Below are 13,560 nucleotides of genomic sequence, written 5' to 3'. Positions count from 1 at the left end.
AATGACACGCAAGGCGCCGGCCGCCGCGTCATCGGTGTCCTCCAGCCTCCCGATCAGATCACGCATGCGAACCTCCCAGGCCACTATCGCTCCGCACCACGGCCGGAGCCAGCACCGCCCCGCTCAGTCCTCCAGCGCCCGTCGGATGAACTCGTCACGGGTCGCGATGGATGCCCGCGACACCGCCGCGTGGGCCGCCACCCCGTCGAACCCGTGGAAGCCACCGCCCCACATGTGGAGGTCGACGCTCACGCCTGCCTCGGACAGGCGGCGGGCGTAGTCGAGGGTCTCGTCGCGGAACACCTCGACCGAGCCCGTGTCGATGTAGGTACGGGGCAGGCCGCTGAGGTCCTGCGCCCGACCCGGTGCGGCGTACGGCGACACATCGGGACCGCCGCGGCGATCGCCCAGCAACGCGGTCCAGCCGTACAGGTTGGCGTTGCGGTCCCAGACGACCTCGCCATCCAGCATCCGGCTGCTGTGCGTCTCGAAGCGGTCGTCGAGCATGGGACAGATCAGCACCTGGTGGCTCAGCTTGGGGAAGGCCCGGTCACGGGCGAGAAGCGCGGTACCGGCCGCCAGCCCGCCACCGGCGCTGCCCCCGAGGATAAGGAGGCGTTCAGGATTGATGCCCAGTTCAGCAGCATGTTTTGCCGTCCAGACGAGCCCGGCGTAACAGTCCTCCACAGGGGCGGGGTCCGGATGTTCCGGGGCCAGGCGGTACTCGACCGACACCAGCACCGCACCGCCCTCGGCCACATGCGGGAGGAAAAGGCCCACACCTGTCCGGCTGTCCCCGCAGACCATCCCGCCGCCGTGGATGTGGTAGATGCCGCTCTTGGGGCCGCGGTCCTCGACCGGCCTAAGGATCAGCAGCGTGACGTCCGGCCCGCCCTCCAGCCCGGGGACCCGGCGCTCCTCCACCCTTACCTTCCCGCCCGCCGTCAGGTCCACAGGCTCCAGGCCGGGCATACCCTCGGCCGTGAGCCGTCGCATCTCCGGGAGAGTCTCATCCGACAAGGGTGGCAGGGCGGCCGCCACCGCTTCCGCGATGGGCGCGAGTTCCGGGTCGAAGGGCGGCCGGATGGTCGTAGCGCCGAAGAGGTCTGCCGTCGTCTGTTCGGTCATCGCACTTTCCTTCAGGACTGGGTGGTCAGCAATGCGTCCACTCTCAGCGACAGGCGTGGACGAAGGTACCCGCAGGTGGCGGGAAGAGCTGTCGGTCCCCCCGCCATGTGGCGGGCGCCGGGGCACGGACTGTTCCGTACCCGGCCGGTCGAATCCTCCACATGTCAACGCTGCGCCGGAACATCGGCCACCGTGGGCTGGTGAGCGCGGCTGGCCCATGCCCGCGACGAAAGGTGCGCCCCGTCCTGTGCCGCGCCTGCGCCAGCACGAAGATCCACTCGCCCCTCGGGAAGCGATCCCATGGGGCATGGGCATGCTGTGTCCAGCCTCGCCGTGAGGGCCGGACACAGCATGGGCGGCGGGCTCAGACGGCCGACGAGCCGTTGTCGAGGAGGAGCACGGCGCCACTGATGTTGCTCGCCGCGTCCGAGGCGGCGAACACGATGGCCGTGGCGACTCCTCCGCCGCCCCTCCACGGCCCACGTTGGCGTCATCGCCATCGAACGTGACGCTGTCGGCGATGTGCGCCTATGCGCCGCAGGGGGCGATGACGGTGACCGCCGCCCTGCCGCACACGATGTCCGCGACAAGAACCCTGGATCCCAGGCTCGCGAACCGCAGCGCCGCGGCGTGTCCGATGCCGGAGCCGACTCCGGCGACGGCGACGCCCCACCCTCGAAGTCCCCCGTGTCATGCTGCCGCGCCTTCCAGGAGGGATGTCGCCTGGCGCCAGGAGCTGCCGGCGGCGATGGCCCGCTGCCAGGGGCGAACGCTCCTGGGCGGCATGCCGACTGCCAGGACGCCGGTGAGACGGTCGCCGGTGCGATAGACGGCGGTGAATTGCCGGTCCTCCAGGCTGCCTTCGGCGATCCGCATCTCCTCATGGCCTCTCAGGTAGCCATAGGCACGGATCTTCATGTCGTACTGGTCCGACCAGAAGTACGGCACGGGTGCGAAGGGCCGCTGGGCGCCCAGAAGGTTGCGGGCGGCGGCCATGCCCTGCTCGGCGGCGTTGGTGCGGTGCTCGATGCGCATCGAGGTGCCGAAGAGCGGGTTGTGCCACCGGGCCACGTCGCCCGCGCCGTACACGCCGGGTGCGGCCGCGGAGAACTCGTCGCAGACCAGCCCGTCCTCGAGGGTGAGGCCCCTGCCGGTCAGCCATTCGGTGTTGGGCCGGGAGCCGACGGCCACCAGCACCGTGTCGGCCTCGACCGCGCTGCCGTCCGAGAGCCGGACGCCGCCGGGGACCACCTCGCCGACGGCGGTCCCGGTGCGCAGGTCCACGCCGTGGTCGAGGTGGGCCTGGGCGAGCATGCGGCCGACGTCCTCGCCGACCGCGTGGGCCAGCGGGACGGGCGCGGGTTCGAGGAGGATCACGCGGGTGCCCAGGCCGGCCGCCACCGACGCTGCCTCGGCGCCGAGGAATCCGGCGCCGACCACGGCCAGTGTGCGGCCGGGGCCGAGGCGGTCCTTCAGGGCGAGGGCGTCGTCCAGGGTGCGCAGGACGGGGGCAGGTGCGCCGGGCAGGCGCCGGGGCCGTACGCCGGTGGCCACGATCAGTCCGTCGTAGGCCACCTCCGTGTCGTCGGCCAGCAGCACGGTACTGTTGGCGACGTTCACGCCGATGGCCTCGCAGCCGTAACGGGCTTCCAGGTCAAGGGCGTCGAGGTCGGCCGGGGTGCGCAGGGGCAGTCGGTCCGGGGCCCAGGCGCCCGAGAGGATCTCCTTCGACAGGGGCGGGCGGTCGTAGGGGGCTCGGGGCTCGTCGCCGATGAGGGTGAGAGGGCCGGTGAAGCCCTCCCGGCGGAGCGTTTCGGCGGCGGCGAGGCCGGCCGCGGAGGCGCCGACGATGACGACGCGGCCGGTCGAGGGCACGCTCACGCCCCCTCCAGACGGATGGCGGCCGCAGGACAGACAGTGGCGGATTCACGGACGGCGTCGTGGAGTTCGGCCGGCGGGTTGTCATCGAGGAGGACGACCATGCCGTCCTCGTCGCGCTGGTCGAAGACATCGGGGGCGAGCAGTACGCACTGGCCCGAGGCGACGCACCTGGGGACGTCGACTTCTACATGCATGACGTTTCTTCCCTGCTCTTCGTGGGGGGAGAGAGATCAGCTGGTTCCGGTTCCGGTCACCAGGTGACGGGCAGTTCGCGGACGCCGTAGACGGCGGTGGCCTGCTTGAAGGCGATCTCCTCCATCGGTACGGCGATCTTCAGATCCGGAAGCCGCCGGAAGACCTCGGGCAGGACGACCTGGAGTTCGGCGCGGGCCAGCGGCTGACCGAGGCACTGGTGGATGCCGTAGCCGAAGGCCAGGTGCCGGCGGACGTTGGCACGCTCCAGGTCGAGGTCGTCGGCGGCGGTGAAGATCTCTGGATCACGGTTCGCCACGTTGACGGAAATAATCACGCCGTCGCCCGAACGGATGGTCACGCCGCCGATGGCGATGTCGTCGATGGCGGTGCGGCGCAGTCCGCCGTGCACGATGGTCAGGTAGCGCAGGAGTTCCTCCACCGCGCCCGCGACCTGGTCCGGTCCGCCCAGGATGTGCGGGATCTGGTCGGGGTGGTTGAGGAGGGTGATGGCGCTCAGCGCGATCATGTTCGCGGTGGTCTCGTGCCCGGCGAACAGCAGGAAGGCGCTCAGGTCGGCAGCGTCCTGGTCCGTGATGACGCCCTCGTCCGCCTGTGCGGCGAGCCGGGTGATCACGTCGTCGCCGGGTGCGGTGCGCTTGGCCTGCACCAGTTCCAGCAGATACTTGCCGAGGTTGGCGAACGCCTGGGCCGACTCCTGAGGCGTGGCGTTCAGGTCGACGAGGGTCTTCGACTGCTCCTGGAAGAACGGGTGGTCCTCGTAGGGGACGCCGAGCAGTTCGCAGATGACCAGGGACGGCAGCGGCAGCGAGAAGTGCTCCACGAAGTCGGCGGGGCCGCTCAGCCTGGTCATACCGGTGAGGAGCTCGTCGGTCAGACGGGCGATGGCCGGGCGCAGCGCGTCGACGCGTTTGACCATGAACTCGCGGGTCAGGGTGCGCCTCATCGTCGCGTGGATGGGGTCGTCGTAGTTCTGGAAGAAGCCGCGCGGGTTCTTCCGGGTGCCTTCCCTGAAGGTGGGCGCACCGGGGCGCGTCGTGTCGGTGCTGAACGCCGGGCTGCCCAGCACCGAGCGGGCGTCCTCCCAGCGGGTCACGAGCCACGGAGTCAGGCGCCCCTCCCACAGGGAGACACGTGTGACGGGCTGTTCCTCACGCAGCCGCGCATACAGCGGAGGGGGGGCCAGGGGCGCGTCGTGCGGGCGGGTGAGCGTGAACGCGGGGACGGCCGAAGACGAGGTCATGGCTGTTCCTTTCCACGGTAGACTAACACCGTTAGTCGGACGACTGTTAGGCTAACAGCGTTAATCGAGGAATCGGAAGCCCCGGTGTCGGGCCTGACGAAGCGCCGACGATCGGAGGTGGGGCACATCGAGGGCGGTAGGCTGCGGGTCGTGAGGAGGGTTCATGAAGTCGCAGGTCAAGCGGGTGCCCAACGTGCGCGGCGAAGGCGAGCGGCTGCGGCAGGAGATCCTCGACGCGGCGACCCGCATCCTGGAGGAGACGGGGCGCGAGGACGCGCTCTCCCTGCGCGGGATCGCCCGCGAGGTCGGCATTTCCGCGCCCAGCGTCTACCGGCACTTCAAGGACAAGGCCGACCTGGTCTCCACTGTCCTCGATGCCACCTATCGCGCGCTGGCCGCTGTGATGAGCGGGGCCGGCGAGTCGGCCGCCGCAGCGGGTGCGGACCCGTGGGGGCGCATGCGGGCCACCGTGACGGCCTACCGCAGGTTTGCCATCGACAAGCCCCGCCGCTACCGACTGATGTTCAGCCTGGAGTACGAGCCCGAGCGTCAGCCCTCCACCAACCATCCCGTTAGCACCGTGCTCCAGGCCTGGACCGATACGACTGACGCCTACCTCGCCGAAGCGGCGCCCGCTCGTCGGGCGGAGGCGCAGGACCTGGGTATCCACCTGTGGACCGCCCTGCACGGCCAGCTCGTCCTGTGGCGCACCCTGCCGAGCCCCGTCGCCGACAGCGAAGCCATCCTGATCGAGCTGGAGGAGTCCTTGCTGCGACGCCTGCTCCCGGAACCGGACGCTCCGAACTCCACCGAGTGACAGTGCAGGAGAGCCTCCCACTGCCCTCAAAGCAGCTTGGAGGAAGCGCACGATCGCTCGTTGAGTGGTCGGTATACCCGATCAGGAGTCGGAAGGTCGTGGCCCCGGGATGTCGGCGCAGCAGTCGAGGCCGGCGGCTGGCCTGCGGCCCCAACGGGACCTGCAAACTCCTGTCAGATGATCTTGACGGCAGACAGTCGCTCGTCACCAGCATGAGCAGGTCCGCTACTCGTCACGCCTGGGTCTTCCTGCTGTGTCGCGTTGTGCATCGCCCAGTGCGTCGGCGACGAGCAGTCCCTGCCGGAGGCGGTGCGTCCCACCTGTTGCGAGGCCATGCGTGGGAAGCATCGCCACCAAGGCCCTGACTCAAGCCATGACCAACGCAAGCACCTGCGCGACCGCTTTCGCACCCGCTGCCGAACGGCCGACCCGTCAGCCGTGTGCCGACCTCTGGTCGGAAGAGGCGCCCTCCTGAGAGGCGGCCCAGGAGGCGAGCAGCCGCAGGGCTTCTTCGGAGAGTGAGCCCGGCTCGGCCGAGTAGATGACAAGGGTGAGGCCGGGTTCGTCGTCCACGGCTGTGCCGTGCCAGGCGAGGGTGAGATCGCCGACGACCGGGTGGTTGAAGCGTTTGGTGCCGGTGCCGTGGCGGCGGACGTTGTGGGCCCCCCAGCGGGTGCGGAAGGCGTCGCTGCGGGTGGACAGCTCGCCCACCAGGTCGTGCAGGTCCTTGTCGTGGGGGTTGCGGCCGGCCTCGATGCGCAGGACGTCCGCGGTCATGTCCGCTACGAGGTCCCAGTCGGGGTAGAAGCGGCGGGCCGCGGGGTTCAGGAACTGGAAACGGGCCATGTTCGGCAGCGTCGCGGCCTCGTGGTAGACGTCACTGAAGAAGGCGCGGGCGAGCTGATTGGCGGCGAGCAGGTCCTGGCGGCCATTGAGAACGAAGGCAGGTCCGGCCGTGACGGCATCCAGGGTCCACTGCAGGCTCTTGGGCGGCTTCCACTGCCTGCTGGAGCGGGTACGGGGCCGGGCAAGTACGTCGGACCCTTCCTGGGCCTGGGCCAGGTGGAGCAGGTGGGCGCGCTCTGGGTCGTTGAGCTGGAGGGCGCGGGCGACGGCTTCGAGCACGGCCGGCGAGACGCCCGCGAGGCTGCCACGTTCCAGTTTGACGTAATACTCGACGCTGACATCTGCCAGGGCGGCGACCTCACTCCTACGCAGCCCGGGCACGCGGCGTCGGGTGCCGGTCGGTAGACCGGCCTGCTCGGGGGTGATCCTGGCGCGCCGCGAGGTCAGGAACTCGCGGACTTCATCACGGTTGTCCACCCGCCCGACCCTACGGCGTCCGCCCGGCCGGAGGGATGCACTGCCAGTACCCCCATCACCAGTATCTGGTTGCCCTCGTGGGGTGCAGGTTAGCTGGACGGCGTGGGTATTCAGCCGCCCGGCCGCCCCACATGGCCGGTTCCCCCGCAGGTAAGGAGCAATTCCCATGCGCGGTGCCGTGATGCACGCTCCCGGCGACTTCCGGGTCGAGGAACTCGAGGACCCCAAGATCCTCAAGCCCACGGACGCGATCATCCGCGTGGCAGCGACCCGCGTGTGCACCAGCATCTGCCCCGGCTGATCGACCACATCCGGAACCGACAGCCCCCGGCGAGGTCCAATGCCGCGCCAGCAAAGTACTGCTCAAGCCCTGACGGCCTGAGCGCTCCGAGTGTCGGGCCCCATCGGGCCCCCAGCCCCATCGGACCCCCATACGAAAGGGCTATGCGCGGATGCACCATGAGATGAGAGACGGACATCTGGGCCGCTCTGGCCTGCTCGTCAGCCGGATCGGCCTCGGAACGATAAACCTCGGCTTCACCGTGACCAGGGCAAGCAGTTTCGCGATCATGGACCCCCGGTCGAGGCGGGTATCAACCTCCTCGACACAGCCGAGGTGTATCTCGACACAGCCGAAGTGTATGACGAGCCGCAGTCAACGGACACGGACAAGGGATACGGCGTCTCGGAGAAGACCATCGGCAGGTGGCTGCGCCCTCGACGCGCTGTCCATGCAGCCGGACGACTCGGTCGTGGAACGACTCGACCCCGGCCCGGGCCGGGGGAAGCCCCTCAAACGTATGCCTGGTGACGCCCGCGCCGAGCAGGTCCAACCAAAGGCGGCTGCGACAACTTCGCACTCTCACCAGGAACAGGCGCCTCCTCATCACCGGGTCATCGCAACGCACGGCACCAAGACGGGAGATGACTGACGTGGCGCTGGTCCTGGTCACCGGATCCTCCAGCGGACTCGGACGCAACACGGCGAACGCATTGGCCGACGACGGACACGACGTCGTCATCCACGTCCGCACCCCGGCCCGTCTCACTGAACTGGGCGACACTGTGCGGTGGAAGGGCGCCGTTACCGGGGATCTGACCGATCTCGACGGGGTCCGCGGCGTCGCCCGGCAGGCTGCCGAGTTCGGTCGCTTCGACGCTGTCATCCACAACGCAGGCGTCCTGCACGCCCCCGAAGCGCTCACCGTAAATACCGTTGCCCCCTACGTGCTGACGGCGCTGATGGACAAGCCGGCAAGGCTCGTCTTCCTGAGCAGCTCCATGCACCGGACCGGTTCCACCGACCTGCGACGGCTGACCGAGGGCCCGGCTTCCTACGACGACACCAAACTGTGGGTCACCACTCTCGCGCTCGCCCTCGCCTCCCGGTGGGAGGGAACCACCAGCCATGCTGTCGACCCCGGTTGGGTCCCGACCCGTATGGGAGGTCCCGGCGCACCGGATGACCTTGCCGCCGGGCACGAGACACAGGTCTGGCTGGCCACCGACCACAACGTGATGCCGAACACCGGCGGCTACTGGTACCACCGCCAATCCCAGTCACCGCACCCTGCGGCGCGCGACGCGAAGTTCCAGGCTCACCTCATCCACGTCCTGGAGAACCACACGGGCGTCCCGCTCGAGTGACCAGACTTCCGCAAAGGGTCACGCCACCACTCACACCGTCATCGCCGATTTCTGTCCTCTCCCAGCCGAGGACTGAATGGGCGAACTTCCCCCTGCCGTGCTGTTGTACGCGGCTGGTCCATCGCGACACGAGAGGGTACGTATGTCCACCGAACTCCCTGAAGCCGCTGTCCCACCCCCAACGGGATCCATCGGGTCGTCCCAGGCACCGACCCGGCGCACCTTCATCGCGACCACCACTGTGGTCGGTGGTGCCGTTGTCGCGGGCGGTGTGATCGGGGGCACCCTGTTCGTCGATGACGAGGTGGCCGCCGCCGAGGCTGTGTCACAGAGCCGTGTCTCCCTGACGGTGAACGGCACCGGGCGGACTGTGACGGTGGACAACCGCACCTCGCTGCTGGACCTGCTGCGTGAGCACTTCGGTCTGACCGGCTCCAAGAAGGGTTGCAACGCCGGTGCGTGCGGTGCGTGCACGGTGCTGGTCGACGGTCGGCGGGTCAACTCCTGTCTGACGTTGGCGGTGCGGTTGGAGGGTGCCGAAGTCACCACGATCGAAGGCCTCGCCGACGGCGACGAACTGCACCCACTGCAGCAGGCGTTCATCGACGAGGACGCCTTCCAGTGCGGCTACTGCACGCCTGGCCAGATCATGTCCGGTGTCGGCTGCATCAAGGAGGGCCACACCGGCTCCCCGGAGGAGATCCGGGAGTGGATGAGCGGCAACATCTGCCGCTGCGGCTGCTACGTCAAAATCACCCGCGCGGTCGAGCAGACCGCCGGCCGGAAGTGAGGACCGATGCATCCCTTCGCCTTCACCAGGGCCGAGAGCACCCGCGAGGCCCTCAACGCCGGTCGTCTCGGCGGCCGTTACATCGCAGGTGGCACCACCCTCGTCGACCTGATGCGCGAGACCGTCGAGCGGCCCGAGACCCTGGTCGACATCAGCGACCTGCCGCTGCGTGAAGTCAGGGTCACCGAGCGCGGGGGCTTGCGAATCGGCGCCCTTGTGACTATGTCCCAGACCGCCGCCCACCCCAAGGTCCGCACGCTGTTCCCGGTCATCTCCGAGTCGCTGGAGCTGAGCGCGTCGGCGCAGTTGCGGAACATGGCGACCATCGGCGGCAACATCATGCAGCGCACCAGGTGCACGTACTTCCGGGACGTGACCGCCGACTGCAACAAACGTGAGCCGGGCTCGGGTTGTGCCGCACGGGAGGGCCACAACCGCACCCATGCGATCCTCGGCACCTCCGACGCGTGTGTGGCCACGCATCCCTCCGATGTCGCGGTGGCGTTCGCGGCGCTGGAGGCGAACGTGCACTTGCTGGGCCCGGACGGGGAGCGCACGGTGCCGTTCACCGACTTCCTCCTCAAGCCCGGCAGCACACCCAACCGTGAACACCGCATCCGGCAGGGTGAGTTGATCACGTCGGTGGAGATCCCGGGGCTTCCGCGGCCGCTGAAGTCCGGCTATCTGAAGGTGCGTGACCGGCAGTCGTACGAGTTCGCGCTGACCTCGGCGGCCGTCGCGCTGCACGTGCGCGGCGGGGTCATCCAGGAAGCGAAGGTCGCCGCCGGAGGGGTGGGCACCGTGCCGTGGAAGCTGCCCGTGGTCGAGCAGCACCTCGTCGGCGAACGCCCCTCGGAGGCCCTCTGGTCCGCTGCTGCCGCGCACGCGGCGAACGGAGCCCTGCCGCTGCAACACAACCGCTTCAAGGTCGAGTTGCTCAAGCGGACCGTCGAACGCCAACTGCGCATCGTAGGAGGTACCAAGTGAGCCCCCAGCCCCAAGCCGCCGTGGGCGCGCCGCTGTCCCGGGTGGACGGACGGCTGAAGGTCACCGGCCAGGCCCTGTACGCCGCCGAGCACGAAGCCAAGGGCGTCCTGCACGCGGTCATCGTCGACAGCAGCATCGGCCGTGGCCGCATCACATCCATCGACACTGACGCCGCCGAAGCCGTCCCGGGCGTGCTGCGGGTGATCCACATCGGCAACGCGCCGAAGCTGCCGTACCGCGACAATCCCGGGTCGAACAACCCGGCGGGCCGTCGGCTGCGGGTCTTCCAGGACGACAAGGTCCTCTTCCACGGCCAGCCGGTCGCCGTCGCCGTCGCCACTACCCTGGAGGCCGCGCAACACGGCGCGAGCCTGGTGAAGGTCAGTTACGACGCCGAAGAGCCCTCGACGGACCTCGCCGAGGGCAAGCCGGGCGAGCCGACCAACTATGCGCGTGGTGACGCCGACGCCGGTCTGCGCGACGCTCCGGTGCGGATGGACCTGACATATCGAATGGCGCGCAACCACCACAACCCGATGGAGCCCCACGCCACCATCGCCCGCTGGGACGGCGACAAGCTGACGGTGTGGGACAAGACGCAGTGGGTGGTGGGCACCCAGACCGAACTCTCCACGGTGTTCGACCTGCCCATGAAATCCGTCCGGGTCATCAACCCGTTCGTCGGGGGCGGCTTCGGCAGCGGACTACGCTGCTGGCCGCACACGGTCGTCGCCGCACTCGCCGCCCGTGAGGTGAAGCGTCCCGTCAAGGTGGTCCTGAGCCGCAAGCAGATGTACTTCGGCGTCGGATTCCGACCCGCGTACGAGTACCGACTGCGCCTGGGCAGTGACCAGCGGGGTCGCCTGAGGGCCATGGCCCACGAGATGGACGCGGAAACCTCGTCGTACGAGACCTTCGACGAGGCCATCATGCTCGCCGGCCAGATGTTCTACAGCACGCCCAACGTCAGCCAGGCGTACCGCAAGGTGCCCCTGAATGTGAACACCCCGATCTGGATGCGCGGTCCGGGTTTCGCGAACGCGTCCTTCGCCATCGAGTCGGCCATGGACGAACTCGCACACCGGCTCCGTATCGACCCGATCGAACTGCGCCTGCGCAACGAACCAGCCGACGACGAGTCCAACGGGCTGCCCTGGTCCACGCGCCGACTGCGTGAGTGCTACACCGTGGGCGCCCGGGAGTTCGCCTGGAACCGGCGCAATCCGAAGCCCCGCTCGACGCGGGACGGCGACTGGCTGATCGGTCTGGGCATGGCCGCGGCCGTCTACGACCCCGGGCGCGTGGCGGCCGAGGCCCGAGTCCGTCTGGACGCAGACGGTACGGCCGTGGCCGAGGCCGCCTCCAGCGACATGGGTCCGGGCACCTACACCTCCCAGACCCAGGTCGCCGCCGACGCGCTCGGGCTGACCATGCGCAAGGTCACCTTCCGGCTGGGCGACTCCCGCTATCCGCCGACTCCGCCGCACGGCGGCTCGATGACCCTGGCGAGCGTCGGCTCCGCCACCCTCGACGCCTGCGACAAGGTCCGTCGTGAGGCGATCAAACTGGCCGTGGAGGACGAGGAGTCACCGCTGTACCGCGTCAAGGCCGAGGACATCGTCGTGCGCGGCGGCCGACTGCACGTTCAGGGCAACCCGACCCGCGGCGAGACCTACCAACGGCTGCTGGCCCGCAACAAGCTCACCCACCTCGAAGCCGACGGCACCTACGCCGGGCCGCCGAATCCCGCGCGACACTCGTACTTCTCCTACGGCGCGGTCTTCACCGAGGTCGGGGTGGACGCGTCGCTGGGCCTGGTCCGGGTGCGGCGGATGATCGGTGTGTACGACTGTGGCCGCATCGTCAGTCCCAAGCTCGCCGACAGCCAGGCACTGGGCGGCATGATCGGCGGCATCAGCCAGACGTTGCTGGAGCACACGGTCACCGACCACCGCGACGGCCGGATCGTCAACGCCAACCTCGCCGACTACCTCGTCCCCGTCAACGCCGACATCCCCGAGATCAAGGCGATCTACCTGGAAGGCGAGGACATGCAGGCCGACGCGCTGGGCGTCAAGGGGGTCGGAGAGATCGTCCAGGTCGGGGTGGCGTCCGCCATCGCCAACGCGGTCTTCAACGCCACCGGCCGCCGGATCCGCGAACTGCCCATCACAGCCGAAGCGTTGCTTTGACCCAGGCACCGTCACAGGCCACCCAGACCGGGTCCGGCAGCCAGCCCCCGTCCGGCTGCCGGTCCCGTCCAGGGCCGTCGGCTGCGCCCCCACTCCCCTGCTGGGCGCAGCGGCGGCCCGCCCCACCCGCACCGAGGACCACACTTGCCCCGGAGAGAAGCCCATGCTGAACATCGCGGACACACTCCACCGCTGGTGCCGCGAAGCACGCCCCTTCGCCCTGGCCACCGTCACCGACGTGCGCGGCAGCGCGCCGCTGCCCGTCGGTACCTCGGTCGCGGTGGACGCGGACGGCAACGCAGTCGGCAGCATCTCCGGCGGCTGTGTCGAGGGTGCCGTGTACGAGCTGTGCCGGCAGGTTCTGCGCGACGGAGGCGCCCAGCGCGCCTGGTTCGGCTACTCCGACGACGACGCCTTCGCTGTCGGGCTGACCTGCGGCGGCGAGCTAGAGGTGTTCGTCCAGCGGGTCGACTGGTCCGACGGTCCGCACCTCGCGACGGCCCTGGGGGAGGTCGTGGAAGGCCGGCCTGCCGCCGTGGCCCAGGTCGTCGACGGCCCCGACCACCTTCTCGGCGCCACCCTGAGCGTCCTCGCGGACGGTGGCATCACCTACGACACCCTGGACGGCGCGTCGGCGGACCGACTGGTCGCGGGCGAAGCCAGGGCTCTGCTGCTGGCGGGCCGCACCGCCCGCATCACGGTCGGCGGGAACGGGGACGGCTGCCCCGAACCGCTGACCCTCCTCGTCCACGTCCACGCCTCCCGCCCCCACATGCTGGTCTTCGGCGCAGTCGACTTCGCCGCCGCCCTCAGCCAGGCCGGGGCCTTCCTCGGCTACCGGGTCACCGTCTGCGACGCCCGCCCCGTCTTCGCCACAGTGGCCCGCTTCCCGTACGCGGACGAGGTAGTCGTCGAGTGGCCTCACCGCTACCTGGAGAAGGCATCCCTGGACGCCCGTACGGCCATCTGCGTCCTCACCCACGACGCCAAGTTCGACATCCCCCTGCTGCGCCTAGCACTCGACACGCCCGTCGGCTACATCGGTGCGATGGGATCCCGGCGCACCCACGACGAACGCCTGCGCCTCCTGCGTGAAGCGGGCGCGACCGAGGAACAACTGGCCAGTTTGCACTCCCCCATCGGCCTTGACCTCGGCGCGCGCACACCCGAGGAGACAGCAGTCTCCATCGCAGCGGAGATCATCGCCCACACCAACCGCAGTACGGGTCGGCCTCTTTCCCAGATCACCGGCCCGATCCACCGGCTGTGACCGAGAAGGACACCCGCGTCAGCCATGTGAAGGCATCACGAACTCGGCATCGCCGTCGCCCATGTCCTC

11 protein-coding genes and 1 pseudogene are annotated in these 13,560 nt (G+C 69.3%); 7 read left to right on the top strand and 5 right to left on the bottom strand.

Going from position 1 to position 13,560, the window contains the following annotated elements:
- Positions 1–123: 123 nt before the first annotated feature.
- From AC3ETA_RS41915 to AC3ETA_RS41900, 4 genes are all read right to left on the bottom strand, one after another.
- Positions 124–1,128, bottom strand: a complete 1,005-nt coding sequence (locus AC3ETA_RS41915) for an alpha/beta hydrolase (RefSeq protein WP_432198157.1) — start codon at positions 1,126–1,128, stop codon at positions 124–126.
- A 690-nt stretch (positions 1,129–1,818) separates the two neighbouring features.
- Positions 1,819–3,009, bottom strand: a complete 1,191-nt coding sequence (locus AC3ETA_RS41910; protein ID WP_432198156.1) for an NAD(P)/FAD-dependent oxidoreductase — start codon at positions 3,007–3,009, stop codon at positions 1,819–1,821.
- Entirely contained in the window at positions 3,006–3,203 is a 198-nt protein-coding gene (locus AC3ETA_RS41905; RefSeq protein ID WP_432198155.1) for a ferredoxin, read from the bottom strand. The genes AC3ETA_RS41910 and AC3ETA_RS41905 overlap by 4 nt, the downstream gene beginning before the upstream one ends.
- A 56-nt stretch (positions 3,204–3,259) precedes the next feature.
- Entirely contained in the window at positions 3,260–4,465 is a 1,206-nt protein-coding gene (locus tag AC3ETA_RS41900; RefSeq protein WP_432198154.1) for a cytochrome P450, read from the bottom strand.
- A 163-nt stretch (positions 4,466–4,628) separates the two neighbouring features.
- Between AC3ETA_RS41900 and AC3ETA_RS41895 the strand changes: the two genes are divergently transcribed.
- Positions 4,629–5,282 (top strand): TetR/AcrR family transcriptional regulator, encoded by a 654-nt coding sequence (locus AC3ETA_RS41895; RefSeq protein ID WP_432198153.1) that lies wholly within the window; start codon positions 4,629–4,631, stop codon positions 5,280–5,282.
- A 432-nt stretch (positions 5,283–5,714) separates the two neighbouring features.
- Here AC3ETA_RS41895 and AC3ETA_RS41890 read toward each other — a convergent pair whose 3' ends face one another.
- Positions 5,715–6,605, bottom strand: a complete 891-nt coding sequence (locus tag AC3ETA_RS41890; protein WP_432198152.1) for a helix-turn-helix transcriptional regulator — start codon at positions 6,603–6,605, stop codon at positions 5,715–5,717.
- Positions 6,606–6,771: 166 nt separating this feature from the next.
- On the opposite strand from AC3ETA_RS41890, the pseudogene AC3ETA_RS41885 reads away from it, so the two are divergent.
- The 6 genes and pseudogenes from AC3ETA_RS41885 to AC3ETA_RS41860 form a co-directional block, all read left to right on the top strand.
- Positions 6,772–6,891: pseudogene (locus AC3ETA_RS41885) on the top strand (IMP dehydrogenase); the annotation flags it as partial.
- Between the two features lie 638 nt (positions 6,892–7,529).
- Positions 7,530–8,252: an SDR family NAD(P)-dependent oxidoreductase gene (locus tag AC3ETA_RS41880; RefSeq protein WP_432198151.1), complete on the top strand. Its 723-nt coding sequence runs from the start codon at positions 7,530–7,532 to the stop codon at positions 8,250–8,252.
- Positions 8,253–8,394: 142 nt separating this feature from the next.
- Positions 8,395–9,042, top strand: coding sequence for a (2Fe-2S)-binding protein (locus tag AC3ETA_RS41875; protein ID WP_432198150.1), 648 nt, complete (start codon positions 8,395–8,397; stop codon positions 9,040–9,042).
- Between the two features lie 6 nt (positions 9,043–9,048).
- On the top strand, positions 9,049–10,029 hold the full coding sequence (locus tag AC3ETA_RS41870; RefSeq protein ID WP_432198149.1) for an FAD binding domain-containing protein: 981 nt from the start codon (positions 9,049–9,051) through the stop codon (positions 10,027–10,029).
- Positions 10,026–12,221 carry a xanthine dehydrogenase family protein molybdopterin-binding subunit gene (locus tag AC3ETA_RS41865; protein WP_432198148.1) on the top strand — a complete coding sequence of 732 codons (2,196 nt, stop codon included), beginning with the start codon at positions 10,026–10,028 and terminating at the stop codon, positions 12,219–12,221. Before AC3ETA_RS41870 ends, AC3ETA_RS41865 begins: the two co-directional genes overlap by 4 nt.
- 163 nt (positions 12,222–12,384) lie before the next feature.
- Positions 12,385–13,491: an XdhC family protein gene (locus tag AC3ETA_RS41860; RefSeq protein WP_432198147.1), complete on the top strand. Its 1,107-nt coding sequence runs from the start codon at positions 12,385–12,387 to the stop codon at positions 13,489–13,491.
- The last annotated feature ends 69 nt before the right edge of the window (positions 13,492–13,560 follow it).

It is taken from the genome of Streptomyces sp. bgisy027 (assembly GCF_057710365.1).
Note: the sequence above shows the minus strand (reverse complement) of the source record. Positions and strands in the feature narration are given on the sequence as shown.